Source organism: Cedecea davisae DSM 4568 (assembly GCF_000412335.2).
Classification (GTDB): Bacteria; Pseudomonadota; Gammaproteobacteria; order Enterobacterales; family Enterobacteriaceae; genus Cedecea; species Cedecea davisae.
This window is the reverse complement of sequence record NZ_KE161030.1, coordinates 1689952-1715575: the sequence shown is the minus strand read 5'-3', so window position 1 is coordinate 1715575 and position 25624 is coordinate 1689952. Positions and strand designations below refer to the sequence as shown.

20 protein-coding genes and 1 pseudogene are annotated in these 25624 nt (G+C 56.7%); 9 read left to right on the top strand and 12 right to left on the bottom strand.

Translation table 11 applies throughout. From position 1 onward, the window contains the following. Positions 1-6: 6 nt before the first annotated feature. A pseudogene (locus HMPREF0201_RS08050) lies at positions 7-2127 on the bottom strand (TonB-dependent siderophore receptor). A 196-nt stretch (positions 2128-2323) separates the two neighbouring features. Between HMPREF0201_RS08050 and HMPREF0201_RS08045 the strand changes: the two are divergent. Continuing rightward, positions 2324-3886 carry an alpha/beta hydrolase-fold protein gene (locus HMPREF0201_RS08045; RefSeq protein ID WP_016536058.1) on the top strand — a complete coding sequence of 521 codons (1563 nt, stop codon included), beginning with the start codon at positions 2324-2326 and terminating at the stop codon, positions 3884-3886. A 75-nt stretch (positions 3887-3961) separates the two neighbouring features. Here the strand turns inward: HMPREF0201_RS08045 and HMPREF0201_RS08040 are convergent, their stop codons facing one another. From HMPREF0201_RS08040 to ppsA, 3 genes are all read right to left on the bottom strand, one after another. Beyond that, positions 3962-6334, bottom strand: coding sequence for a glycoside hydrolase family 3 N-terminal domain-containing protein (locus tag HMPREF0201_RS08040; protein WP_016536057.1), 2373 nt, complete (start codon positions 6332-6334; stop codon positions 3962-3964). Positions 6335-6337: 3 nt separating this feature from the next. Next, positions 6338-7735: an MFS transporter gene (locus HMPREF0201_RS08035; RefSeq protein ID WP_039898127.1), complete on the bottom strand. Its 1398-nt coding sequence runs from the start codon at positions 7733-7735 to the stop codon at positions 6338-6340. Between the two features lie 308 nt (positions 7736-8043). After that, on the bottom strand, positions 8044-10422 hold the full coding sequence (gene ppsA, locus HMPREF0201_RS08030) for a phosphoenolpyruvate synthase (protein ID WP_016536055.1): 2379 nt from the start codon (positions 10420-10422) through the stop codon (positions 8044-8046). A gap of 328 nt (positions 10423-10750) precedes the next feature. Between ppsA and ppsR the strand changes: the two genes are divergently transcribed. The 8 genes from ppsR (at position 10751) to HMPREF0201_RS07990 (ending at position 18860) form a co-directional block, all read left to right on the top strand. Further along, positions 10751-11584 (top strand): posphoenolpyruvate synthetase regulatory kinase/phosphorylase PpsR, encoded by an 834-nt coding sequence (gene ppsR, locus HMPREF0201_RS08025; protein WP_016536054.1) that lies wholly within the window; start codon positions 10751-10753, stop codon positions 11582-11584. A gap of 169 nt (positions 11585-11753) precedes the next feature. Next, positions 11754-12800 (top strand): 3-deoxy-7-phosphoheptulonate synthase AroH, encoded by a 1047-nt coding sequence (gene aroH, locus HMPREF0201_RS08020; protein WP_016536053.1) that lies wholly within the window; start codon positions 11754-11756, stop codon positions 12798-12800. A gap of 189 nt (positions 12801-12989) precedes the next feature. Further along, a complete protein-coding gene (hemP, locus tag HMPREF0201_RS08015; RefSeq protein ID WP_016536052.1) occupies positions 12990-13154 on the top strand; it encodes a hemin uptake protein HemP in 165 nt (54 codons plus the stop codon). A 103-nt stretch (positions 13155-13257) separates the two neighbouring features. Beyond that, positions 13258-15234 (top strand): TonB-dependent hemoglobin/transferrin/lactoferrin family receptor, encoded by a 1977-nt coding sequence (locus HMPREF0201_RS08010; protein WP_039898125.1) that lies wholly within the window; start codon positions 13258-13260, stop codon positions 15232-15234. Between the two features lie 11 nt (positions 15235-15245). Next, positions 15246-16277: a hemin-degrading factor gene (locus tag HMPREF0201_RS08005; RefSeq protein ID WP_039898123.1), complete on the top strand. Its 1032-nt coding sequence runs from the start codon at positions 15246-15248 to the stop codon at positions 16275-16277. Beyond that, positions 16274-17089 carry a heme/hemin ABC transporter substrate-binding protein gene (locus tag HMPREF0201_RS08000; RefSeq protein WP_016536049.1) on the top strand — a complete coding sequence of 272 codons (816 nt, stop codon included), beginning with the start codon at positions 16274-16276 and terminating at the stop codon, positions 17087-17089. The genes HMPREF0201_RS08005 and HMPREF0201_RS08000 overlap by 4 nt, the downstream gene beginning before the upstream one ends. A gap of 35 nt (positions 17090-17124) precedes the next feature. After that, entirely contained in the window at positions 17125-18081 is a 957-nt protein-coding gene (locus HMPREF0201_RS07995) for a FecCD family ABC transporter permease (protein ID WP_016536048.1), read from the top strand. Further along, complete coding sequence (locus HMPREF0201_RS07990; RefSeq protein WP_016536047.1) at positions 18081-18860, top strand: heme ABC transporter ATP-binding protein; 780 nt, start codon at positions 18081-18083, stop codon at positions 18858-18860. Before HMPREF0201_RS07995 ends, HMPREF0201_RS07990 begins: the two co-directional genes overlap by 1 nt. A gap of 1 nt (position 18861) precedes the next feature. Here HMPREF0201_RS07990 and selO read toward each other — a convergent pair whose 3' ends face one another. The 8 genes from selO to ihfA form a co-directional block, all read right to left on the bottom strand. Then, a complete protein-coding gene (gene selO, locus HMPREF0201_RS07985; protein WP_039898121.1) occupies positions 18862-20307 on the bottom strand; it encodes a protein adenylyltransferase SelO in 1446 nt (481 codons plus the stop codon). 64 nt (positions 20308-20371) lie between these two features. Then, entirely contained in the window at positions 20372-21103 is a 732-nt protein-coding gene (locus tag HMPREF0201_RS07980; RefSeq protein WP_039898120.1) for an EAL domain-containing protein, read from the bottom strand. 167 nt (positions 21104-21270) lie between these two features. Next, a complete protein-coding gene (locus HMPREF0201_RS07975) occupies positions 21271-22245 on the bottom strand; it encodes a LacI family DNA-binding transcriptional regulator (RefSeq protein WP_016536044.1) in 975 nt (324 codons plus the stop codon). Between the two features lie 123 nt (positions 22246-22368). Next, a complete protein-coding gene (locus HMPREF0201_RS07970) occupies positions 22369-22830 on the bottom strand; it encodes a C40 family peptidase (protein ID WP_016536043.1) in 462 nt (153 codons plus the stop codon). Positions 22831-22907: 77 nt separating this feature from the next. Then, complete coding sequence (gene btuD / locus HMPREF0201_RS07965; protein ID WP_055696355.1) at positions 22908-23684, bottom strand: vitamin B12 ABC transporter ATP-binding protein BtuD; 777 nt, start codon at positions 23682-23684, stop codon at positions 22908-22910. Then, positions 23656-24207 (bottom strand): glutathione peroxidase, encoded by a 552-nt coding sequence (locus HMPREF0201_RS07960; RefSeq protein ID WP_016536041.1) that lies wholly within the window; start codon positions 24205-24207, stop codon positions 23656-23658. Before HMPREF0201_RS07960 ends, btuD begins: the two co-directional genes overlap by 29 nt. A gap of 26 nt (positions 24208-24233) precedes the next feature. Next, positions 24234-25214 carry a vitamin B12 ABC transporter permease BtuC gene (btuC, locus tag HMPREF0201_RS07955; RefSeq protein ID WP_039899245.1) on the bottom strand — a complete coding sequence of 327 codons (981 nt, stop codon included), beginning with the start codon at positions 25212-25214 and terminating at the stop codon, positions 24234-24236. 110 nt (positions 25215-25324) lie between these two features. Beyond that, positions 25325-25624, bottom strand: a complete 300-nt coding sequence (gene ihfA / locus HMPREF0201_RS07950) for an integration host factor subunit alpha (protein WP_001229265.1) — start codon at positions 25622-25624, stop codon at positions 25325-25327.

Below are 25624 nucleotides of genomic sequence, written 5' to 3'. Positions count from 1 at the left end.
TTCTCCTTACCAGCCGTAGCTGACGGTTGCCGTGATGGTGCGGCCAATACCGTAGAAGCAGGCCGAGTCCGAAGCGCAGGACGCAACATACTTAGTGTCGGCGAGGTTATTGATGTTGAACTGAACGGCCGCCCCTTTCAGGCTGCTGCTGACTTCACCCAGCTCATAACGCACCATCGCGTCATACAAATCCACGGCCGCTACTTTAAAGGTATTTTTTGCATCGCCATAGCTTGTTCCGATATAGCGCACGCCCACGCCGGTGGTCAGGTTTTTAAACAGGCCTCCCGGAACGGTGTAGCTGCCCCACGCCGAAGCCATATGCGTTGGGATACGGGCTGGCGTCTTGCCTTCGGTTCCGGCCACGGTGGTGCTGGCGGTTTCAGCATCGGTCCAGGTGTAAGAGCCAATCAGATTAAGACTGTCGAATAACGTCGAATGAACCTCCGCTTCAAGCCCTTTAGAGTGGACTTCACCGGCGTTTTCGAACCACCCTTTCGCGCTGTTATAAGTCCCGACGTTGGTCTGGCGGAGGTCAAACAGCGCCAGCGTCATGTATGTCTGTTCCTGCGGCTGATACTTCAGCCCGATTTCGGTTTGCTTGCCGAGACTCGGGTCAAAAGGTGCCGCCCCCGGAGCACGATTCGTTTGCAGATTCGGTTCAAACGAAGTGCTGTAGCTGATGTACGGCGAAAGCCCGAAGTCAAAAGCGTACAGCAGGCCGGTACGCCAGGTGAATTTACCGTCATTCTGCTGCACCATTTTGTTTTTGAGCCGGTCGGTTGTGCGCACCTCGGCCTGGTCGTAGCGCCCGGAAAGCAGCAGCTGCCAGTTATTCCAGCTGAGCTGATCCTGCAAATAGACCCCAACCTGATCGAGATTCTGCTGGTCGTCGCTCACCGCGCTGAAAGTGCTTTCATCTACGTTGATGCCGTAACGCGGGTTTGGCCAGTAGAGATCATACTGAGATCCCATGCCGCGGCTAAGCTGCTGACGGTCGTGACTGGATTTATAATCAAGCCCGCTCAGCAGGGTATGCCCGACGCTTGCGGTGTCGAACTGCGCTTCTAGCTGGTTATCCAGCCCGAACTCTTCGGTGTCGCGTGTTTCATGCTGGGCGCGGCGCGAAAGCAGCGTGTCGCTTTTGGAGGTGGAATAGACAAGATAGCGGTACTTCTGGTTAATCTTCGCGTAGCGGGCGTTCTGGCGGAAGGTGAAGATATCATTAAAGCTATGTTCAAACTCATAGCCAATCATCGTCTGTTCGCGCCACGACTGGTCATAGCTCGGGTCACTGACGTTAAAGTCCAGCGGAATATACCCGGCAGACGTCTTAGTGACCAGGCCTGCGGCGGGCAGGAAATTACGGTAGCCCGCCTGCGGATCTTTTTGATAGCTGGTGAGCAGCGTAAAACGAGTCTGGTCATTTGGATACCAGGTCAGCGCCGGGGCAATCGCCATACGCTGCTCTTTATAATCGGCAACCTGGCTATGCTGGGTGCGGGCGATGCCGTTAAGGCGGTAAAGCACGCGGCCATCGTCGCTTAGCGGACCGCCAAAATCAAAAGCGCCCTCGGCAAGATGTTGGTTCCCGGTGCGGAACTGCACTTCATGTATTGCTTCGCGTACCGGGCGTTTGCTAGTCATGCTGATAAGCCCGCCGGGGTTCACCTGGCCAAACAGCACCGAGGCCGGGCCGCGAACCAGCTCCACGCGCTCCAGCAGCCAGGGGTCAAAAGTCCCGGTCTGCGACGAGGCGGTTGCGCCGTAGCTCAGGCCGTCGAGGTATTTAGGCACGTAGCTAAAGCCGCGTACAAAAACCTCGTCATTACGGTTCGAGCTGCCCCGGTATTCGGTAAATACCCCTGCCGTATAGCGCAGCGCCTGGGAGACGGAGGTGACATCCTAGGCGTTCATCTGGTCGCGGGTAATAACCGATACCGACTGCGGCGTTTTCACCAGGTCGGCAACCGTTTTAGTGGCGGACAGCGTTTTAGTCGCCACTATCCCTTTCACCGGCGCGGAGGGATCCTCACTCACCCTGCCGGATACCACAATCGTCTCTTCAGCAGCGCGGCGGTCTTCCGCCTGCGCGCCGCTAACCATCCCAATGCTACTCAGCCCCATCAGCAAGATGCCGTGGGTCATTTTATTGTTTTTAAAATTCATTACCGTTACGTCCCCTGTTACTGGGTTAACAAAGATCGCCCCGCGATCTCCGGTTACGTTTTGTCATAAAGCGCAACGGTTCGCAATGTTATTGCAAATCAATCTCATTTGCATTAGCGTGTAACAACTTTTTTTACAGCAAAGATGGAACAACATGAGAGCCGCGTGGAGCGCACTAATGATCGGACTTTGTTCAGCCTCGGCGGTCGCCGCAACCTGCACATTTACCGGTAGCCAGGGAGAGCAGGAGGGGAAGTTCGACGCCAGCGGTGAAATTTGTTTTGGCCTTCCCGCTCTTAGGGATAACTACGCCAATGTGAAACTCGCGGGCATAACGGACGCCAACCTGCTTGACAGTAAAGGCCGTGTCTGGCGCGCGCTGGTGGAAAATGGCCCGGTCGATGGCAAGCATAATCCTCTCTTTGCTTTGCCGGTTGGCGTGCCCTCAACCCTGGTATTGCGCGGGGAACCCGGCCAGCGTTGGCGGTTCCGCTGGCAAATTCGCGAAACCGTTCCGCTGAAACGGAATGAAGTGCTGACCCCGGAAAGCCCGGCGCTGCTGGCTCTGGAGCAGGCTCTGAGCCACGGCGGCAATACCGATGCTTTCTGGAAGGCAAGACGTGAGCAAGGCACGCCTCTGGTGGAGGCAATAGACGCCAGTAATAAACGCGTGACTTTCCTGTGGCGCGGCGCGACCAGCAATGTCTTCGTGCTTGGCTCTCCCGCCGGGGATCACGACCCGATGTTCCGCCTCGGCCAGTCGGACGTCTGGTATCGCAGCTATGTCGTTCCGGCCGACACGCTGATGCAATATAAGCTCGCGCCGGACGTTCCTCTGGTAGAAGGCACCGCTCGCGAACAGCGTCGCGCTATTCTGGTGAGCGCCCAGGCCGACCCGCTCAACCCCCAGTCCAGTCCCGCAGGCCAGGCCGACCGCTGGAACCGCTTCTCGCTTTTAAACCTCACGTCCACCCGCTACTTCACGCCTGACGCAACCTCGGAGCCGATTCGCAACGGTTCGCTGGTGCGCTATCAGGTGGAGAGCAAGAAGCTTGCTAACAGCCGCGAAGTCACTGTCTATCGCCCGCGCGGCAGCCAGCCCGCACGCTGGACGCTGATGCTGTTTGATGGCCGCATGTATCAGAATCGCTACCGTCTCGCTAACGTGCTGGACGGCCTGATCGCCCGCCATTCACTCCCGCCAATCAATGCAGTATTTATTGACAGCCTCGACGGCGATCGGCGCGAAAAAGAGCTGCCGCCCAATCGGGACTTCGCCGATTTTATGGCCCAGGAACTGGTGCCGTGGCTACAACGTCAGGGCATTAGCCTGACGGCGCAGAAAACCATTGTCGCTGGTTCAAGCTATGGCGGCCTGGCTTCGTCGTGGGTTGCCCTGCGTCACCCCGACGTTTTCGGCAACGTGCTGAGCCTGTCCGGTTCTTACTGGTGGGCGCCGGAGGGCGAAGCGCCGGGCTGGCTTACTCGCCAATATCAGCAGTCTCCTCGCCTGCCGGTTCGCTTCTGGCTTCAGGCCGGGAGATTTGAAAGCAAAGGCTCAGACGGCGGAATTTACCGTAATACGCAGCAGCTTGAGACGGTACTGCGCGACAAAGGTTATGAGGTCAGTTTTCACCCGTGGTCAAGCGGCCATGATTATGCCGCCTGGTGCGAGGCCATTATCGCGGGCGTGAAGGATTTGATTAAGCGGGATTAATTTTTCCCCTTCCTCGTGGCTTGCCGGACGGCGCCCCTCTTTCGACCGAAAGAGGGGTTGTCACAAACATAAAAATTAGCGGCTAACTTCGCAGTGGCTCAGCATTCGCCATATCTTCGGCAAAGTTCGCGTTTCCCCCAGCACTTCAACCTGAGTTGTCTCGCGAATATCCTCAGACGACGCGCCCACCATCAGCGTAAACTCTCCCGGTTCAACAATGCGTTTCCCGCTGCGGGCGGTGAAATTAAGCATATCGACGGGCAGAATAAAGGTCAGCGTGGCCGATTCCCCCGCCTCAAGTTCAACGCGCTCAAAGCCCTTTAGCTCCTTAACCGGCCGCACCATCGAGGCTACGTTGTCGCGAACGTAAAGCTGAACAACTTCACTTCCGCTGCGCTCCCCGGTGTTGGTTACGGTCACGCTTAGCGTAATCTCTCCATCTATCGCCACCGTTTTACCGCGCAGGGTTATCGGGCTGTAGCTGAAGCTGGTCCAGCTTTTGCCATAGCCAAACGGGTAGCGGCTGCCAAAATGAAACGCATACGGCGTGCCGCCGCTTTTCAGTTTGTGATTGTAATAATAAGGCATCGCTCCGGCGCTCTTCGGTATGCTGACGGTCAACCTACCCTGCGGCTCCGCCCGGCCGGTCAGAACGTCTGCAATCGCCCAGCCGCCTTCCTGACCCGGCGCCCACGCGATAATGAGTGCTGAAAATTTATCTTCCAGCCCCCCCAGGTTATAAGGGCGCCCGCCGGTCATCACTACAATGACCGGCTTTCCGGTCGCTACCAGCGCTTCCAGCAGTTGCTGCTGAACGCCGGGTAAATTAAGAGAGTCAGTATCCGACCCTTCCCCCACCGTACCGCTCTGGAAAAGCCCGGCGAGGTCGCCCACGCAGGCGACAACAATATCACTTTGCTCCGCAGTACGAACCGCTTGCGCAATCAGAGAAGTATCAAGCGAAACCGGTGAATGCTGAATCGGTTTTCCGCTGCTGTCGCCGGGGAAGACCGGCGCACCGGCCATGCGTTTTTCGATAATATGGCAACCTTTGGCATAGCTGACCTTCTCATCGCCCAGGTAATGGCGCAGCGCCGCCAGAGGCGTGGTGACCTGCGTTGTTTCCTCAAGCATGTCGCTGATTATCAAATGCACCGGGAAGCTGTAGCCGCTCAGCAGCGCCAGAGGATCGTCGGCGGTCGGCCCGATCACGGCCATCCTCTGATTTTCTGCCAGCGGTATTGCCGCCCTGTTTTCCAGAAGCGTAACGGAACGCGTGGCAACGTCTCTGGCAACCTGCCGCGCCTGTTTGCTCTGAAGCACGACCTTCGTTTCATCGGCATAAGGCCGTTCAAACAGGCCAAGCTGGAACTTCACCGCCAGCGTGCGGGCAACAATCTCATCAATTTTTGCCATACTGATAAGCCCGCGTTCCACCGCATCGCCTAAATGGCGGACGCAGTCATCCTTGGGTAATTCCACGTCCAGCCCGGCATTAAACGCCAGCGCCGCCGACTCCGCCGCATCCCGCGCAACGCCGTGATGTTGATGTAGAAGACTGACGCCGCCGTAATCGGCTACGATGATGCCGTCAAACCCCCACTGCTCGCGCAAAATATCCGTCATCAGGAAGCCGTCACTGTGGCCCGGCTGATTGTCGATATCGTGATAGGCGGGCATCACGGAGCCTGCGTGCGACAGCTTCACCGCCATCTCAAACGGCAGCAGGAAGGTATCATTTAGTTCGCAAAACCCCAGATGAACCGGCGCATGATTACGCGCACCTTCGCTGAACGAATGCCCCACGTAGTGCTTTAACGTCGCCAGCAAATCGCGTTTTTTACCCTGCAACCCTTCGACATAAGCACAGGCCATAAGCCCCACCAGCCAGGGATCTTCGCCGAATGTCTCTTCCGTCCGTCCCCAGCGAACATCCCGGGAAACGTCCAGCACCGGAGCAAGCCCCTGATGGCAGCCGGTGCTGCGGGCCTCCTCTCCAATGTGCATGGCGGCCTGGCGAATAAGGGCCGGGTCCCAGGTTGAACCGTAGTTCAGCGAAGAAGGAAAAAGGGTCGCATCTTTGCAGAGCAGGCCCACAAGGCACTCTTCATGAAACAGCGCGGGAATACCCAGCCGGGTCTCCTCGACCAGCATTTTTTGCAGCTTGTTGGCGGCCCGCACGCCCTCTTTAGCCTCAACAATATGCGTCCCCAAAGGCCGCGTTATTTGCCCGACACCAGACTTCAACCTTTGTGCCAGCGAGGCCTGCTCCGAAACACCGGCAAACTCATCGCTCATATCCGTTCTTTCACGGTGATCGCCGGTTTCTGAAAGCACCAGCCAGTAAGCATGCATCTGGGCAAATTTTTCTTCCGGCGTCATCCGCGCCAGCAGGTCGGCAACTCGCTCGGCTACGGGGCGCTGCGGGTCTTTGTAGATTACGGTCATCGGTTACTCCTGGGTAGCTGAATGAAAGGTTGGCTGCGGCGCCTGCCCCGCGCCGTTGGCTCGCTTTTGTGCCAGCTCGAGGGCGATAGTATCTGCCGTGCGGCTGTTCAGTTTGTAAATCGCCAGCAGCGCGACCATCGCAATAAAGAGTCCTGCAGGGATAAAGGTAAACAGCAAGTTGATAGTGGTGAGCACGCCTGACGCCTGCTGCGCCTGATTCGGCACATAATCCACCATGCCCAACACCCAGCCCACCACCGCACCGCCGAGAGCGAGACCAAACTTGATGGCAAACAGCGCGGTCGAAAAGACCAGTCCGTCCATCCGTCGCCCGCTGCGATGCTCCTCGTAGTCGACAACGTCCGAGAACATGGTCCACTGAAGCGGCGTGGTCAAATTTTGAATAAAACTAAAAACGATATTGAGGCCAAAAATAAGCCACACGTTTTCGGCAGGAATAAAGAAAATCAGCAGACAAAAAATAATAAAGGTCACCATCGTCCACTGGTAAGCCCGCACCCGGTCAAATTTCCCCAGCAATTTTGCGGATAAAAGCGCACCGCTCAGCGCGGCAATCATCCCGCCGACAATAAAGGTAAAGACCATTTCCGGGCGCAGTAAAACATATTTCACGTAATACATTGTCGCCGAGCCACGCGTGACCACCGCCGTCAGCAGCAAAATATTAAACAGAAAGACAATTCTCCACTGGCCGTTAGCAGCAAGAAGTTTCAGGTCGCCAACCAGCGAGCCAGAGGTTTCATTGCGTGGCGTAAACCGTTCGCGGGTAAAAAAGAAACAGCAGAAAAACAGAATAATCCCCAGCAGGCCCATCAGGCTCATGGCATAAAAATAGCCTTGCCTGTCGTCACCCTTGCCAAGACTTGCCACCAGCGGCAGGGCAATCACCGTCACAATCAGCCCACCGACAAACGACAGGCCAAAGCGCCAGGACTGAAGGGAATGGCGCTCATGCGGATCCATAGTTAAGGCTCCGGGCATAGCGCAGTAAGGCACATTAATCGCGGAATAGATAAAGCTGAGCAGCGCGTAGGTCAGGCACGCATAGGCTATTTTTGCCGTCTCGCCCACGTCCGGCACGTAGAAGGTAATAATGCAGCTGACGCCGAACGGAATAGCAAACCACAGCAGCCAGGGGCGAAAACGGCCGTGGCGGGTTTGCGTTCTGTCTACCAGCGCGCCAATACAGGGGTCAACAAAAGCATCAATAACCCGCACCAGCAGGAACATGGTGCCCATAATAGCCGCCGGTAGGCCAAACACATCCGTGTAAAAATAAGCAAGAAATAGCGTAGCCGTTTGCCACACCAGGGCGCTTGCCATATCGCCAAGGCCATAGCCAATTTTATCTTTCGTAGTGAGTACGGAGGATATTGTCATTATTATCTGCCTTATCAGGTTAAAAAGCATTTTCAACCCGTGGTGCAATATTCAATGCCGGTATTGCACGACGCACCCTGAGTATTAAAAAGTCGGCAGACAGCGACAATTGTAGAATTAAACTGTGGGTTTATGATTTTTTGTTTTTTTGCCGGAATGTGATCGCCAACATGAATGAAAACTGATTTTTTATGGCGCGTGGGGAATTTACACCCTCTGTTCCGGGGTGATTATTAACGATGCGAAGGATTTTATTTCAGGAGGGATAATTCCCCTCTCTTTTTTCAAAGAGAGGGGAAGATTAAGTCTTACTTGTTTAGTTCGGCGAGGCTCAGCCAGGTCTGCACCACGGTGTCCGGGTTCAGGGACAGACTATCAATCCCCTCTTCCATCAGCCACGCGGCGAAGTCCTCATGGTCGGAAGGCCCCTGCCCGCAAATCCCGACGTATTTACCCTGCTTCTTCGCCGCTTTGATAGCCATCGACAGCAGCGCTTTCACCGCGTCGTTGCGCTCATCAAAGAGTTCGGAAACCACGCCGGAATCGCGGTCCAGCCCCAGCGTCAGCTGAGTCATGTCGTTCGAGCCGATAGAGAAGCCGTCAAAGTATTGCAGGAACTCCTCGGCCAGCAGGGCGTTGGACGGGATCTCGCACATCATGATGATTTTCAGTCCGTTTTCGCCACGCTTCAGGCCCTGGCGCTCCAGCTCCTCAACCACCGCTTTTGCCTGCGCTACGGTCCGCACGAACGGCACCATCACTTCAACGTTGGTCAGACCCATTTCGTTGCGCACGCGCTTCATGGCCGCACATTCCAGAGCGAAGCAGTCACGGAAGCTGTCTGCCACATAGCGGCCCGCCCCGCGAAAGCCCAGCATCGGGTTCTCTTCTTCAGGCTCGTAGCGCTCGCCGCCCACCAGGTTGGCGTATTCGTTCGACTTAAAGTCAGACAAACGCACGATAACGCGCTTCGGCCAGAAGGCCGCGCCCAGGGTTGCGATCCCTTCGGTCAGACGGCCCACGTAGAATTCGATCGGATCGTCGTAGCCTTTCATCATCGAGCGGATTTCAGCCTGCAAAGCCGGTTCCTGCTGGTCAAACTCCAGCAGCGCACGCGGATGCACGCCGATCATGCGGTTGATGATAAATTCCAGACGCGCCAGGCCAACGCCTTCGTTCGGCAGGCAGGCAAAATCGAAAGCGCGGTCCGGATTGCCGACGTTCATCATTATCTTCAGCGGCAGATCGGGCATCGCGTCAACGGTAGAGCTTTTTACGGTGAAGTCGAGGATCTCGGCGTACACATAGCCGGTATCGCCTTCCGCGCAGGAGACGGTCACGTTCTGGCCCTCGCTCATGCGCTCGGTCGCATCACCACAGCCCACAACCGCAGGAATACCCAGCTCGCGCGCAATGATGGCCGCGTGACAGGTACGCCCGCCGCGGTTGGTCACAATCGCCGCCGCCTTCTTCATGATAGGTTCCCAGTCCGGGTCGGTCATATCGGTGACCAGTACATCGCCCGGCTGAATGCGGTTCATTTCGCTGATATCGTGAATCACTTTTACCGCCCCGGCGCCAATGCGGTGGCCGATAGCGCGGCCTTCGGCCACGATTTGGCCCTGGGCGTGCAGCTGGTAGCGCTCCATCACCTGGCCCTGAGATCGAACGGTTTCCGGGCGAGCCTGAACGATAAACAGCTTGCCGGTATGCCCGTCTTTAGCCCACTCGATATCCATCGGGCGGCCGTAGTGTTTTTCAATCTGCACCGCCTGCTTCGCCAGCTCCTGGATTTCATCCGGGGTGATGCAGAAGCGGTCGCGGTCGGCTTCCGGCACGTCTTCGATACGCACCTGCTTACCGTGCTCTTGGGTTGGAGCGTAGACCATACGGATTTTTTTCGACCCCATCGTGCGGCGCACGATAGCCGGTTTGCCCGCTTCGAGCGTCGGCTTGTGGACGTAAAATTCATCCGGGTTGACGGCGCCCTGCACCACCATTTCACCCAGGCCCCACGCGGCGGTGATAAACACAACCTGGTCAAAACCGGATTCGGTGTCGATGGAGAACAACACGCCGGAGGAAGCTAAGTCTGAACGAACCATACGCTGCACGCCCGCAGACAGCGCCACGCCGCGATGGTCGTAGCCCTGGTGCACGCGGTAAGAAATAGCGCGGTCGTTAAACAGCGAGGCGAAAACGTGTTTCACCGCCACCAGCACGGCGTCAAAGCCCTGCACGTTAAGGAAAGTTTCTTGTTGCCCGGCAAACGAGGCGTCCGGCATGTCTTCGGCGGTAGCGGAGGAGCGTACCGCGAAAGAGGCTTCGGCATCGTCTGAAGAGAGAGTTTGATAGGCTTCGCGGATTGCGTTTTCCAGTTCAGGCTGGAATGGCGTATCGATAATCCACTGGCGAATCTGCGCCCCGGCTTTTGCCAGCGCGGTGACATCATCAATATCGGTCTTATCCAGCAGCTCATAAATGCGCTGGTTCACGCCGCTCTGGTCGAGAAACAGGTTAAACGCCTCGGCGGTAGTGGCAAAACCATTCGGGACGGAGACGCCCATACCCGAAAGATTGGTAATCATTTCACCCAGGGAGGCATTTTTGCCCCCGACCCTGTCTACATCGTTCATGCCGAGTTGGTTATACCAAAGAACCAGCGGTGACGAGCCATTATTGGACATCGAAACAATCCTTTTTTAAATGAATGGGTACAAGAAACACCAGACTTCGTATTTAGCTTTGCATATTCTGAGGGTGGAATGAAACCGGTGAATCGTTCAAGCAAAATAAAATATGAGATTTTCGGATAGATCCGCTCACTTCATAAACCGTTGATTATCATATAGTCCACACTATACAAATGGTTATAGTATTGTATTGATTATATTTGCGATGGTTTATTAAATTTAAAAACGCTATTTCACTTTTAAAATTAAGATTAGCGCTACTCGGAATACCTTGTTTTACTTTATGCTTTAGAAAAATGGCATCCAGGGTTCAGGAATAAAAATGGATAACTTAGTCGATCGTCACGTATTTTGTATTTCCGACGGCACCGCTATTACTGCCGAAGTGCTTGGCCATGCGGTGATGTCACAATTCCCGGTATCTATCAACAGTATTACGTTGCCGTTTGTGGAAAACGAAAGCCGGGCCAGGGCGGTTAAAGAGCAAATTGACGCGATTTATCAGCAGACCGGCGTGCGCCCGCTGGTGTTTTATTCCATCGTGCTGCCCGCAATCCGCGACATCATTGTGCAGAGCGAAGGCTTTTGTCAGGACATCGTGCAGACGCTGGTCGCCCCGCTGCAGCAGGAGCTAAAACTCGACCCTACGCCCGTTGCCCACCGCACCCACGGCCTTAACCCCGGCAACCTGACAAAGTATGATGCTCGTATCGCCGCTATTGACTACACGCTGGCGCACGATGACGGCATTTCAATGCGTAATCTTGATCAGGCTCAGGTGATTTTACTGGGTGTTTCTCGCTGTGGAAAAACGCCGACCAGCCTCTATCTGGCGATGCAATTTGGCATTCGCGCCGCCAACTACCCGTTTATCGCCGATGATATGGATAATATTCAGCTCCCGGCGGTACTCAAACCGCTTCAGCATAAGCTGTTCGGCCTGACGATTAACCCCGAGCGGCTGGCGGCTATCCGTGAAGAGCGCCGGGAAAACAGCCGCTATGCCTCCCTGCGCCAGTGCCGTCTTGAAGTGGCCGAGGTCGAAGCGCTGTTTCGTAAAAACCAGATTCGCTACCTCAACAGCACCAATTATTCAGTGGAAGAGATGGCGACCAAGATCCTCGATATTATGGGACTGAATCGCCGCATGTACTAAGAAACTAGTACAAAAGATTTTCCCTGTATGTTAGGGTGTACAGACTGCGTTGGGGTAATCCATCCATCAGAGCGGCCCGGGAGTTGAAATCGGTCAGCTTTGGTTTATTGTGATCCCCATCACTTCCCGGTAAATCGCCGCAGAGAAGACAAAATTTCTGAGACACCCAATGAATAAAACAGATGAATTGCGGACCGCGCGCATCGACAGCTTGGTCACCCCGGCCGAGCTGACCGAACGCTTCCCGGTTTCCGCTGAGGTGGCACAGCACGTCACCGCGGCCCGCCGCCGCATTGAAAAGATCCTCACCGGCGAAGATAAACGCCTGCTGGTTATCGTCGGCCCCTGCTCGATTCACGATCTCGATGCCGCGATGGATTACGCCCGGCAGCTCAAGACCCTGCGCGATAAACATCAGGGCAGTCTTGAGATTGTCATGCGTACCTATTTCGAAAAACCGCGCACCGTGGTGGGCTGGAAAGGGCTTATCTCCGATCCTGATTTGAACGGTAGCTACCGCATTAATTACGGCCTTGAGCAGGCCCGACGCCTGCTGTTACAGGTTAATGAGCTGGGCGTGCCGACCGCCACGGAGTTCCTCGATATGGTGACCGGGCAGTATATCGCCGACCTGATTAGCTGGGGCGCAATTGGGGCACGCACCACCGAGAGCCAAATCCACCGCGAAATGGCGTCTGCGCTCTCCTGCCCGGTCGGCTTCAAAAACGGCACCGACGGCAATACCCGCATCGCGGTTGACGCTATCCGCGCCGCGCGTGCCAGCCATATGTTCCTCTCCCCGGATAAAGAAGGGCAGATGACCATCTACCAGACCAGCGGCAACCCTTACGGGCACATCATCATGCGCGGCGGCAAGCAGCCGAATTACCATGCGGAAGATATTGCCGCAGCGTGCGATACGCTAAGCGCTTTCGACCTGCCGGAGCACCTGGTTATCGACTTTAGCCACGGCAACTGCCAGAAACAGCATCGCCGCCAGCTGGACGTGTGTGAGGATGTCTGCACCCAGATCCGCAACGGATCCCGCGCTATTTCCGGCATTATGGCTGAGAGCTTCCTGAAGGAAGGCACCCAGCAGATTGTTGCCGGACAGCCGCTGAACTATGGCCAGTCGATTACCGACCCGTGCCTGAACTGGGAAGACACTGAAACCCTGGTCAACATGCTGGCGGAAGCCACCGCCCGACGTTTCTAGTCCATATTTTCCGGCGGGAATTTTAATAACCCGCCGGATTTCATAGCGTTACCCGTAACGACAGCCGTTTTGTCACAAAATTCCGCAATTCACATATTTCTTACAAATAATGCTTGCCGCAGAATCGCCTTTTTCTGATAATGATTCTCATTGTTACACTGATTGTCATTTGTATACAGAGTGAAGCGTATGGAAAAGCCATTCACCCCTGCCAGCCCGCAGACCACAACGGAACCCCGCCGGATTGACAGCAAAGCGCTGCTTGGCGCAGACGGCCGCGTGGTTATCGTCCATGAAGGGCAGCAATACCTGTTACGCCAGACTCAGGCAGGAAAGCTTATCCTGACTAAATAAATTTAAACAAACCGTTCCCCTGACTAAAACGGGGACATTAGCCAGCCACCCAGGTCATCCCCAGGCAGCCAGCGCTTTCGTTATTCCTATGGAGAGTTGCGCTATGCCTTGCACACACACGGCGGGTTTCCGTCTGTCTTTACTCACGTTAGCCGTATTCACCGCTCTGCCCGCTTTTGCTAAAGACGAGCAGATGACCGTTGTTGCCACCGGCAACCAGCGCAGCACCTTTGAGGCGCCGATGATGGTTAGCGTCATCGACGGCAGCTCTCCGGAAAGCCAGACGGCAACGTCCGCGGCCGACATGCTGCGTAAAGTTCCGGGAATAACCATCGACGGCTCCGGGCGCACTAACGGCCAGGACATCAATATGCGCGGCTACGATCGTCGCGGCGTTCTGACCCTGGTGGACGGTATTCGCCAGGGGACTGACACCGGGCACCTGAACAGCACCTTCCTCGATCCTGCGCTGATTAAACGTATTGAAGTCGTGCGTGGGCCTGCGGCTCTGCTGTACGGCAGCGGCGCGCTGGGCGGCGTCATATCCTATGAAACCGCCGACGCGGCTGATTTACTGTTTGAAGGCCAGAACAGCGGTTACCGCGTATTTGGCACCGGCGGCACCGGCGACCACAGCCTCGGTCTGGGCGCCAGCGCATTTGGCCGTACCGATAATCTGGACGGCGTCGTTGCCTGGTCCAGCCGCGACCGCGGCAATCTGCGTCAGAGCGACGGTGAAACCGCGCCTAACGACGAAAACATCGGCAATATGCTGGCCAAAGGCACCTGGTACATCGACTCCGCCCAGTCTCTGGCGGGCTCCCTGCGTTATTACAACAACAGCGCTCGCGAACCGAAGAACCCGCAAACGACGGACGCATCTTCCTCTAACCCGATGACCAACCGTTCTACCATCCAGCGCGATGCCCAGCTGAAATATCACCTTGATCCGCAGGATAACGACTGGCTGAACGCTGATGCGACGGCTTACTGGTCAGAAGCGCGTATCAATGCCGAAACCCCGGGAGCGGGCGGCGAGTTCCGCAAGCAAACCACCAAAGGCGGCAAACTGGAAAACCGCAGCCGTCTGTTTAACGACAGCTTTGCGGCTAACCTGCTGACCTACGGCGGCGAATATTATCGCCAGCAGCAGAACCCAGGCGGCCTGACCACCGGTTTCCCACAGGCGAAAATCGACTTCGGCTCCGGCTGGTTGCAGGACGAAATCACCCTGCGTGACCTGCCTGTTTCTATCCTCGCCGGAACCCGCTATGACAACTACAGCGGCAGCAGCCAGGGTTATAAAGACGTAGATGCCGATAAGTGGTCATCTCGCGGCGCCGTGTCCGTTAGCCCGACCGACTGGCTGATGCTGTTTGGCTCTTATGCTCAGGCATTCCGCGCCCCAACTATGGGCGAAATGTATAACGATTCCAAACACTTCACCATCCCTCGCATGGGGACTAACTACTGGGTGCCAAACCCTAACCTGCGCCCGGAAACCAACGAAACTCAGGAATACGGTTTCGGCCTGCGCTTCGACAACCTGGCAATGGCTAACGACGGCCTGGAGTTCAAAGCGAGCTACTTCGATACCAAAGCGAAGGACTACATCTCCACCACGGTCGATATGCGCAAGATGACGACCATGTCCTACAACGTGCCGAAAGCCAAAATCTGGGGCTGGGACGTTAACGCCAAATACACCGCCGACCTGTTCAGCCTGGATACCGCTTATAACCGCACCCGCGGTAAAGACGAAGATACCGGCGAGTACATTTCCAGCCTGAACCCGGACACCGTGACCACCACGCTGGACATTCCTGTGGCACACAGCGGCTTCTCCGTGGGCTGGGTCGGCACCTTCGCCGAGCGCTCTACCCACATCAGCAGCTCTTATGCTCAGCAACCGGGTTACGCGGTCAACGATTTCTATGTCAGCTATACGGGGCAACAGCAGCTGCGCGGTTTAACCACCACGCTGGTGTTTGGTAACGCCTTCGATAAAGAGTACTGGTCACCGCAGGGTATGCCGCAGGATGGCCGTAACGGTAAAATTTTCGTGAGCTATCAATGGTAAAGGAGTTTTTCATGAGTCAGCGTTATGACAGCTGGTTGCAGCTGAAGCAGGAACACCCGAAGAAATACGCCCGGGATATCGCCAAACTGATGCAAATCAGTGAAGCGGAACTGACCCATGCCCGCGTCGGACACGACGCATGGCGCTTAAAAGGTGATGTGAAAGAAGTGTTTGCCGCGCTGGAAGCCGTTGGCGAAACCAAATGCATCTGCCGCAACGAATATGCGGTACACGAGCAGGTGGGCCGCTTTGAGAACCAGCATCTGAACGGCCATGCCGGGCTGGTGCTGAACCCTCGCGCCCTGGACTTGCGCCTGTTCCTGAACCAGTGGGCCAGCATCTTCCACGTCCGCGAAACAACCGCTCGCGGCGAGCGTCAGAGTATTCAGTTCTTCGACCATCAGGGCGATGCACTGTTGAAGGTGTACACCACCGACAATACCGACTTTGATGCATGGAGCCAGGTGCTGACCCGTTTCATTCACGCGGATAACCCAGCGCTTGAGCTAAAAGCCGTTGAAGAAGCGGTAATGACCCCAACCGTAGAAGCCGACAAGCTCGATAGCGAATGGCGCGCCATGACCGACGTGCATCAGTTCTTTATGCTGCTGAAACGCCACCAGTTGACTCGTCAGCAGGCTTTCCGCCTGGTGAAAGACGATCTGGCCTGCCGCGTGGATAACGAAGCGCTTTCTCATTTGCTGAACCAGGCGAAGAAAGACGGCAACGAAATCATGGTGTTCGTTGGCAACCGCGGCTGCGTGCAGATCTTCACCGGCGAAATTCAGAAAGTCGTGCCGATGGAAAACTGGGTCAATATCTTCAACCCGGAATTCACCCTGCACCTGATGGCCGATACCATCGCCGAGAGCTGGGTAACGCGCAAGCCAACCGCAGACGGCCACGTAACCAGCCTTGAGCTGTTTGCCGCCGACGGTACGCAGATTGCGCAGCTGTACGGCCAGCGCACCGAAGGCCAGCCGGAGCAGGAGCAATGGCGTCTTCAGATTGACGCATTGACCGGCAAAGGGCTGGCAGCATGAAACGCCTGATCCTCACCTTATTCGCCCTGCCGTTAATGGCAGGTGCGGCAGAGCGCGTGGTGACAATCGGTGGCGATGTCACCGAAATCGCCTGGGCTCTGGGTGCGGGTCAGGACGTGGTGGCTCGTGATAGCACGAGCCTTCATCCTGAGGCCGTGAAAAAACTGCCGGATGTCGGCTATCTGCGCCAGCTGAGCGCCGAAGGCATCCTCGCTATGCGCCCTACTCTGGTACTTGCCAGCGCTCAGGCCCAGCCTTCGCTGGCGCTTAAGCAGCTTGAGTCCAGCAAGGTAAAGGTCATTACCGTACCGGCGGATAATAATCTCAACGGAATTGATGCCAAAGTGGCCGCCGTTGCCGGTGCGCTGGGGAAAACGGAACAGGGCGACAAGCTGCGTAAACAGCTTCACGACCAGCTGGCCGCTATCCCTGAAAAACCGCTGGGTAAAAAAGTGCTGTTTATTATGAGCCACGGCGGGATGACCGCGATGGCCGCCGGGCAGGAAACCGCGGCAGACGCGGCAATTCATGCTGCCGGGCTAAGTAATGCGATGCAGGGCTTTAAGCGCTACCAGCCGCTCTCTCAGGAAGGCGTAATTGCCAGCCAGCCTGACTTAGTGCTGGTGACAACAGACGGCGTGAAAACCCTCGGCGGGGAAGCTAACGTCTGGGCCTTACCGGGCCTGGCGCAAACCCCTGCGGGCAAGCATAAACAGCTGATGGTGGTTGACGATATGGCGCTGCTCGGCTTCGGGATTGATACCCCGCAGGCTATTCTCGCCCTGCGCCAGAAAGCGGAGCAACTCCCGTGATACGTCGCCCCCTGCCCCATCATGCCCTGTGGTTAATGGGCCTGGTGCTGCTGGCGCTGGCGCTGCTCGCCGCTAATCTCGGCGCGATGCGGCTGTCCGTTGCCGTGCTGTGGCAGGCTCATGATGAAGCGCTACGCGACATCTGGCTCAACATTCGTCTCCCCCGGGTGCTGCTGGCCGCGCTTATCGGCGGCGCGCTGGCGCTTTCCGGCTGCGTAATGCAGGGGCTGTTTCGTAACCCGCTGGCCGACCCTGGCCTGCTGGGGATCAGCAGCGGAGCCGCGCTGGCGGTCGGCCTGTCCGTCGTCCTCCCGCTGGCTCTGCCTGCCGTGCTCGCATTATATGCTCCAATGCTTGCCGCTTTTGTCGGCAGCCTTGCTGTGACCCTTGCCATCTTCCTGCTTAGTCGTAAAGGCAGCAATAGCCTGTCACGCCTGTTGCTGGTCGGGATTGCTATCAACGCCCTGTGCGGCGCGGCGGTTGGCGTACTGTCGTGGGTAAGCAATGATGCGCAGCTGCGCCAGCTTTCGCTGTGGGGCATGGGCAGTCTCGGCCAGGCGCAGTGGTCAACCTTGCTTGCGACCGCTTCGCTTATTCTGCCCGCCGCCGTCGGTATCTGGCTGCTGGCTAAACGCCTTAACCTGCTTCAGCTGGGTGACGAAGAAGCGCATTACCTGGGCGTTGACGTGAAAACCACCCAGCGCCAGCTGCTGATCCTCAGCGCGCTGCTGGTCGCGGCGGCGGTGGCAATCAGCGGCGTAATCGGTTTTGTCGGCCTCGTGGTCCCTCATCTGGTGCGCATGTGGCTCGGCTCCGACCACCGCTGGCTGGTGCCGGGCTCGGTGCTGGCGGGCGCAATGCTGCTGCTGATTGCCGACACCCTGGCGCGTACCCTGGTCGCACCTGCCGAAATGCCGGTTGGCTTACTCACCAGCCTGATTGGCGGCCCGTGGTTCCTGGCGATGATATTCCGCAACAAGGAGAAAGGCTGATGTCTGCGGTTCTGCAAACGCACCATGTTTCGCTGAAAATGGGTCACCGCCTGCTGATTGATGACGTCAACGTCGCCCTTAAACCGGGTGAGGTGGTCGCCCTGATAGGCCCTAACGGCGCGGGTAAGTCCACGCTGCTGCGCCTGCTTACCGGGTTTCAGCTGCCCGACAGCGGGCATGTTGCCCTGGCCGGTGACGATTTGACGCAGTGGTCAAGTGAGGCGCTTTCGCGCAAGCGTGCGGTGATGCGCCAGCAAAGCAGCATGGCTTTTAGCTGGACGGTAGAAGAAGTGATTGCCATGGGTCGAGCGCCCTGGCCGCAGGAATCTACCGGCAAAGTAGTGGCCGAAGTGATGGCGCTTACCGGCTGCGATGATCTGAGCGGAAGAGATTTTTGCCGCTTATCCGGCGGTGAACAGCAGCGGGTGCAGCTTGCCCGCGCGCTGGCTCAGCTGTGGTGCGACGGTCAGCCGCACGGCTGGCTGTTCCTCGACGAACCGACCTCTGCCCTGGACTTATACCACCAGCAGCACGTTTTACGCCTGCTGCGCCGCCTGGCGCAAATGGGTACCCTGTCGGTTTGCGTAGTGCTGCACGACCTGAATCTGGCCGCGCTCTGGGCCGACCGCATCGTGCTGCTGCATAAGGGAAGAATGGTGGCCGACGGTACGCCGGACGAGGTGCTCGATGAGCAAGTTTTACAGCACTGGTATCAGGCCGACCTGCGGGTATTCCGCCACCCGGAACACCCGGTTCCCCAGGTTGGCCTGCGTCAGTAAACTAGCTCGAACAGCTAACTTCCAGCCGTTTTCCCCAGTCAGGCGGACGCCGTGTGATATCGTCCTGGCGGTCGGTAAACGGCTGAAGCAGCGCCTGATGTAGCTTCTCCAGTTCGCCTGTATCTCCCTGCTCCGCAGCGGCAATTGCCCGCTGCGCCAGCCAGTTTCTCAGCACCAGCGCCGGGTTTGTCGCCTGCATTTTCCTCTGGCGCTCCGCGTCGCTTATCTGCTCAGCCTGCAATCTTTCACGATAGCGAGCAAACCAGGCATCAAAACTCGCCCTGTCGATAAACTCGTCCCGCAGCGGTGAAGCCGCGCTCTGCTGCTCCGTCAGGCCGAGCAGGCGGAAGGTTCTGGTGTAATCACTTCCTTCTTTGCTCATCAGGGCAAGCAGCTCGCTGAGGATCTGGTTATCGTTCTGCTGCTCGCTGAACAACCCGAGCTTAGCCCGCATTTGTTTGCCGAAGGCACGCATTATCGCGGGCTGGTAGCCGTCCAGAATGGTATTTAACCTGTCAGCCGGGATAAAGGGCGACAGGGTCTGGGCCAGGCGTTGCAGATTCCAGAGGCCGACCGCAGGCTGATTATCGAAGGCGTAACGCCCCTGGTAGTCAGAGTGATTGCAGATGAATTCTGGCTGATAATCGTCAAGGAAACCATACGGGCCGTAGTCCATGGTCAGACCGAGAATCGACATGTTATCGGTGTTCATTACGCCGTGCGCAAAGCCAACGGTTTGCCAGTGCGCAATCAGCGAGGCGGTGCGCTCCACCACATCGCTAAACCACAATTCGTAGCGCTCGTTCAGCCCCAGCAGGTGCGGCCAGTGGTGGAGAATGGCGTAATCGGCAAGTTGCTGAACCTTTTCCGGCTCCCGGCGATAGTAAAAATGTTCGAAATGGCCGAAACGCAGGTGGCTTTCTGACACCCGCAGCAGCATCGCGCCCTGCTCGACCGTTTCACGCTGCACCGGCGTTTCGCTGGTAACAATGGTCAGCGCCCGCGTAGTGGGAATGCCCAGCGCATGCATGGCTTCGCTGGCGAGAAACTCGCGAATAGTTGAGCGCAGCACCGCCCGCCCGTCGCCCATTCTCGAGTAAGGGGTAAGCCCTGCGCCTTTCAGGTGCCAGTCAACTTTGCGCCCGTCGGCAAGCTGTTGCTCGCCCAGCAGAATGCCTCGCCCGTCCCCCAGTTGCCCTGCCCAGACCCCAAACTGATGGCCACTGTATACCTGCGCCAGCGGCTGCATACCCGGCAGCAGTGTTTCGCCGCTCCAGATGCCCGTGTGCTGCGCATCAAAAAGCGAAGCATCCAGCCCGAGTTCATCGGCCAGAGGCCGGCTGTGATAAAGCAGCCGCGCATTTTTCAGCGGGGTCGGTTTTAATTCGCTGTAGAACCCCGGCAGCTCGTCGTGCCAGCTGTTCAGAAAAGCTAAAGTTTTGGTCATGGTTCCTCCGGCCCACAGTGTAGCCCCTGTCATGACTTTTAAACACGGTCAGCCAGCAGGGGCTTTAGTGCATCAGCCCATCGTGCGGAGGTAAAAGAGAGACTAACTCATTGGGCGGCACCAGCGGCCAGAGCTTGCCCTGCATCGCGGCAAAGCCAAGCCCCTGTACTTTGCGCCGGGCGGCGCTGGTATTGATTCCGTCCACCAGCAGCGATTCACAAAAAGGCGAAATTTGCCCGATGATGGCCAGCATAAATGGCGTAAAACTGCGCCCCGGCAGCTGTTTTTGAATAAAGAAACGATCCATTATCACGCGCCTGAACAGGCCGTCAAAAATAGGTTTTGTGGTGGCGTTTCCGGCACCGAAGTCAGCCAGCACCAGTGAAAAATGACCCGCAATTTGCGCCAGCCTTAAATTAGCCGTTCCGCTATTCAGGTCGGGGAAACTTTCGCTCAGGGTTAATTCAATAAACGGCAGCGCTTTTAACCTGAGGAATAAACTCTGGTCATTAATTAGCGCGTCAACGATGATTTCATTAATATGAACCCAGGCAATCAGACGCTGAGAGATAAAGAAACTTTTATGCTCTTCAATAAGCGCTAATTTTTCGCTAAACAGGGAGAGCTGCTGCTGCGGGCTAAGATGGGGAGTAAGAAGCTCAACGGGAATACGCACCGGCGCATCCTCACCGACAAAGTTTGCCACTATTTCCACGCCCATAACGCTATCATCCGGCTTCATTGCCGGGCGAAAGTAGAGGTGAGAACAATAAACAATATCAAGTGAAACAATCATTTGCCAGCCCTGTAGATTTCCGGTTGGACGGCAGAGAGATACAGCGCCACTCCGAGAAAATTCGGATAGCCGCTATCGCTGTGTATTTCACACTCATCCCTGAAACGTTTAAGCTTTATCTTTTAATTATTTGCAGCTTATCCTGGATATCCGTACATAGCCAGTTTTTAACGCAAATCACGCACCGAGTCGCGGGCTACGATCGAAGGTAAAAAAGATTCATTCTCACATTGTTCATTTAATAATTTACGCGTTGCGTAACGCGCCATATCCCCGATGGGGAAATAGATGCTGGTTAACGCCGGGCGAACAAATGCCGCTCGGTCTCCACTGTCATAACATATAAGGGATATATCCAGCGGGATGCGTAAACCGCGTTCGGTAATGGCTAACATAGCGCCGACGGCCATCTCTTCATTACAGCAGTAAAGGGCGCTGATTTTATACTTATCCAGCAGCGCCGCCGTCTGCTTGTAGCCGCTGGGCATGTCGTACTCGCCCTCCACCACCGCGACCGGCTTAATGCCGTCGCGTTCCATCACGTCCAGAAACCCCTGGCGACGCAGCAGGCTTGAGGCTCGCTGAGTCGGGCCGTGAAGACAGGCGATAGCCCGGTGGCCGGCATCCAGCAGATATTGGGTCGCCATCTGGCTGGCAAGGCGATGATCGAAGACCACGCAGCGCTCGCGAAGCGCCGGAACCTCTCTGTCGAGCACGATAAATTTATTACCGCGCTCGGCCAGTTGCACAAGGGTTTCGTCAGATATCGCACGAACGTGAATAACCAGCCCGTCGCAGCGCAGATTGTAGAGCCTCTGGATGGCATTGCGTTCGTTCTCTTCCACGCCGCGCCCCTGGGTCACCAGCAGCTGTTTACCGTTTGATTCGGCTTCGCTTTGCACCGTGTCCATCAGCGAGCCAAAGAAGCCGCCAGTGTAAGACGTAGTCACCAGCCCGATGGTGTGGCTCTGGCTGGAGGCCAGCGCCCTCGCGGCAGGATTGGGGGAATAACCCAGCTCGGCAATAGCGGCTTCGACTTTAATTCGGGTATGCGATTTAACCTTAGTATCGCCGTTCACCACGCGAGAGACGGTGGCGCGAGAGACACCGGCGTGGGCGGCAACATCTTCGAGGGTAACCATTGAACAATCCTTAGCGGGAAAACACAGTGCTTGCCGATATTACCTGATATTAGAAAGCGCGTTGACACCGCCCGCAGATTTGCGGGAACGGTCACGATTTTCAGCCAGGTTTAACGGAAGAAGCTAGATACGGCGCGCCTGCCAGAACTTTTTACGCCAGTAGACGTTATCCAGCGAGGAGCGCATTACGCCGCGGCTGGTAGAGGCGTGGATAAAGGTATTGTCGGTGTCGTAGATGCCAACGTGGAGGCCGCTTTCTCCCGAGCCGGTTTTGAAGAAAACCAGATCGCCCGGCAAAAGGTCGTCTTTATCGATTCGGGTGCCGATTTCCGCCTGCTGGCTGGTCATGCGCGGCAGCATCAGTTCAAACCTGTCGCGGAAGGTCATCAACACGAAGCCCGAACAGTCCACGCCGCGGCGGCTCATGCCGCCATAGCTGTACGGCGTGCCGTGCCAGCTACGCAGCTGATCGTTTAATTGAGCAATAACGGTGATGGAGTCCGAAAGCCGGGCGTTTGGATGAGGAGCATTATGGCTACACCCCACCAAAACTATGCATGCCAATGCAATAAGCCACAAACGCATTTTTCAGACATCTCCTGGCGTTATAATTTCCGATAATTTAGCCTGCCATGCGAAATTATTGCAAGCTTTCCGCGATGTTATAGCGGACTTATCAGCATACTGTGCCCTTCAATGCGCAGTAAGCGAAACGGCATCTGGTAGGCGGCGGCTAAATTTTGCGGCGTCAGCACCAAATCGCGGCCGCCCTGAGCCACCATTTTACCCTCGCGCAGCAGCCACACTTTATGGGCGTGGCGCAGGCTGTGGTTCAGGTCATGGCCGCTCATCACAACCGCAATACCGGCTTCGCAAAACGCCAGCAGCACGCGGTCAAGCGCCGCCTGCTGGGCAACGTCAAGGCTGTTCATCGGCTCGTCCAGCAGCAGAAGCTGCCCGAGAGGATTGGCCTCCGGGTCGATTTGCAGCAGCACCGCGGCAAGCCGCACGCGCTGCCATTCTCCGCCCGAAAGCTGGTTAACCGGCCGCGTTAACTTATCCGTCAGCCACAAAGCCTCCGCCAGGCGCATCATTGCCTGTTCCGCATCGGGCGAAGGCTGATGCAGTTGCAGATAATGCCAGACCGGCATAGCAAAAGGAGGAAGTTGCTGCTGGCTAAGCCAGGCGCGGCGAAGTGAAAGCGCGGCGGGGAGCCAGGCCTCAAGCGGCTGCTCGTTGAGCTGAATACTGCCCTGCCCCTCGCTCAGCCCGGCCATGCGCGCCAGCAAGGTGCTCTTACCCGCCCCGTTAGGCCCCACGAGGTGGATTAGCTCGCCCGGCTCCACCGTCGCGGTAATCGGCCCAAGCCGGTCTGCGACGGTGACCCCGTTTAATTGCAGGAGTGGCAAATTATTTCGCCAGCGCCTGCTTGATGGCATCCAGAATAATCGGATCTTCCGGCGTCATATCCGGCGAGAAGCGCTGGATAACTTTACCGTCACGCCCGACGAGGAATTTCTCGAAATTCCACAGGATATCGTCCGGGTACAGCGGGCCGCGTCCTTTGCTGCTCATACGTTCGTAGAAGCCGCTACCTTCCGGCGCTACGGCCGCCGGGCAGGCGTCGATCAGCTTCTGGTAGAACGGGTGGCGGTGCTCGCCGTTAACGTCGATTTTGCTGAACAGCGGGAAGGTTACGCCATAAGTGGTGCTGCAAAAAGTTTTGATCTCTTCGCTGCTGCCCGGCTCCTGGCCAAGGAACTGGTTGCACGGGAAGCCCAGCACGCTAAAGCCCTGTGCCTCGAAATCTTTCTGCAGGTTTTCCAGTTGCTCGTACTGAGGCGTCAGGCCGCATTTAGACGCGACGTTAACAATCAACAGCACCTTACCCTGCCAGTTTTCCAGCGTGGTGTTTTCGCCTTCAATGGTCGTTACTTCGGTATTCAGAACATTGCTTTGCATAGCATCCCCTTAATCAGTGAGCCGGGTTAACGCCCGGCTTTCAATAACAACCAGATAAATACCGGTGCGCCCAGCGTGGCGGTGACCACGCCGATAGGCAGCTCGGCTGAGTTTAATGCAAGCCGCGCCACCACGTCAGCCCCGGTTAACACTGCCGCACCGGCTAATGCGCTGGCGGGCAGCAGAACACGATGGTCCGTCAGCCCGGTGAGGCGCAGCATATGCGGGATAACCAGGCCAACAAAGCCAATCGCCCCGGCAAGCGCGACGCTCACGCCCACCAACCAGCCTGTCGCGACCACCATAATATTGCGCCAGAGCCAGACCGGCAGGCCAAGCTGGCGGGCAGAGTTCTCGCCAAGCGCCATCAGGTTCAACGGCGTATGCTGGCGGCATAGCCAGATAATCACCGGCAACAGCGTCGCCATCAGCCAGGCCTGCTGCCAGTCCACGCCGCCAAAACCGCCCATCATCCAGTACATTAACTGGCGCAGGTCGAGACTGGAGCTGAAGTAGACCGCCCAGGTCATCAGCGCGCTACAGATAATACCCAGCGCCACCCCTGCAAGTAATAGACGACTGGTGGAGAGATGACGACGGGAAAAACGTAACAGAATAAGAGTGATGGCAAGCGCCCCGGAGATAGCGCACAGGCCGAGCGCCCAGCCGGGCAATATCCCCTGCCCCAGCAGCAGCCCGCCGACCAGCGCCACGCCCGCGCCATTAGACACGCCCAGCAGACCGGGTTCAGCCAGCGGGTTTTCAAACAGCGCCTGCATAACGGTGCCGGATACCGCCAGCGCCGCCCCGACCAGCAGCACCGCCAGCGTTCTCGGTAATCTTATTTGCCAGATGAATAGATGCGCCTCATCGCTCCACCAGGAGAGCGGCGAAAACCAGACGTCACCGGCGCACAGGCTCAGCGCCGCCACCGCGGCCATCGCGAAGATCAGCGCAAAAAGCCAGCGCCGCTCGAATCGACGTTGCCTGGTAACAAAACTCAGCATCAGCGTAAAGGCTCCAGCCCGGCACATTTATGCGCCTGATTTTACGGGGAGTTTATGGGTGAGAACAAGAAAAGAAAAAGGCCGCGTTAGCGGCCTTTTGTTAACTCAGGTTACTCGTCTTTTGGCGACGCGTTTTCAACCCGACTTTTTAGCTTCTGACCAGGTCGGAAGGTCACCACACGGCGCGCCGTAATGGGAATATCTTCACCGGTCTTCGGGTTGCGCCCGGGACGTTGGTTTTTATCGCGTAAGTCAAAATTACCAAAGCCCGAGAGTTTAACCTGCTCACCGTTTTCCAGAGCGCGACGGATCTCTTCGAAAAACAGCTCTACCAGCTCTTTGGCATCTCGTTTGCTAAGACCAAGCTTATCAAACAGATATTCTGACATTTCAGCTTTTGTAAGCGCCAT

Bases quoted from the DNA above. Each gene is read 5' to 3' on its own strand.
- HMPREF0201_RS08045 (WP_016536058.1), top strand. From the start codon at position 2,324: ATGAGAGCCGCGTGGAGCGCACTAATGATCGGACTTTGTTCAGCCTCG.
- HMPREF0201_RS08040 (WP_016536057.1), bottom strand. From the start codon at position 6,334: ATGACCGTAATCTACAAAGACCCGCAGCGCCCCGTAGCCGAGCGAGTT.
- HMPREF0201_RS08035 (WP_039898127.1), bottom strand. From the start codon at position 7,735: ATGACAATATCCTCCGTACTCACTACGAAAGATAAAATTGGCTATGGC.
- ppsA (WP_016536055.1), bottom strand. From the start codon at position 10,422: ATGTCCAATAATGGCTCGTCACCGCTGGTTCTTTGGTATAACCAACTC.
- ppsR (WP_016536054.1), top strand. From the start codon at position 10,751: ATGGATAACTTAGTCGATCGTCACGTATTTTGTATTTCCGACGGCACC.
- aroH (WP_016536053.1), top strand. From the start codon at position 11,754: ATGAATAAAACAGATGAATTGCGGACCGCGCGCATCGACAGCTTGGTC.
- hemP (WP_016536052.1), top strand. From the start codon at position 12,990: ATGGAAAAGCCATTCACCCCTGCCAGCCCGCAGACCACAACGGAACCC.
- HMPREF0201_RS08010 (WP_039898125.1), top strand. From the start codon at position 13,258: ATGCCTTGCACACACACGGCGGGTTTCCGTCTGTCTTTACTCACGTTA.
- HMPREF0201_RS08005 (WP_039898123.1), top strand. From the start codon at position 15,246: ATGAGTCAGCGTTATGACAGCTGGTTGCAGCTGAAGCAGGAACACCCG.
- HMPREF0201_RS08000 (WP_016536049.1), top strand. From the start codon at position 16,274: ATGAAACGCCTGATCCTCACCTTATTCGCCCTGCCGTTAATGGCAGGT.
- HMPREF0201_RS07995 (WP_016536048.1), top strand. From the start codon at position 17,125: ATGGGCCTGGTGCTGCTGGCGCTGGCGCTGCTCGCCGCTAATCTCGGC.
- HMPREF0201_RS07990 (WP_016536047.1), top strand. From the start codon at position 18,081: ATGTCTGCGGTTCTGCAAACGCACCATGTTTCGCTGAAAATGGGTCAC.
- selO (WP_039898121.1), bottom strand. From the start codon at position 20,307: ATGACCAAAACTTTAGCTTTTCTGAACAGCTGGCACGACGAGCTGCCG.
- HMPREF0201_RS07980 (WP_039898120.1), bottom strand. From the start codon at position 21,103: ATGATTGTTTCACTTGATATTGTTTATTGTTCTCACCTCTACTTTCGC.
- HMPREF0201_RS07975 (WP_016536044.1), bottom strand. From the start codon at position 22,245: ATGGTTACCCTCGAAGATGTTGCCGCCCACGCCGGTGTCTCTCGCGCC.
- HMPREF0201_RS07970 (WP_016536043.1), bottom strand. From the start codon at position 22,830: ATGCGTTTGTGGCTTATTGCATTGGCATGCATAGTTTTGGTGGGGTGT.
- btuD (WP_055696355.1), bottom strand. From the start codon at position 23,684: ATGCCATCAAGCAGGCGCTGGCGAAATAATTTGCCACTCCTGCAATTA.
- HMPREF0201_RS07960 (WP_016536041.1), bottom strand. From the start codon at position 24,207: ATGCAAAGCAATGTTCTGAATACCGAAGTAACGACCATTGAAGGCGAA.
- btuC (WP_039899245.1), bottom strand. From the start codon at position 25,214: ATGCTGAGTTTTGTTACCAGGCAACGTCGATTCGAGCGGCGCTGGCTT.
- ihfA (WP_001229265.1), bottom strand. From the start codon at position 25,624: ATGGCGCTTACAAAAGCTGAAATGTCAGAATATCTGTTTGATAAGCTT.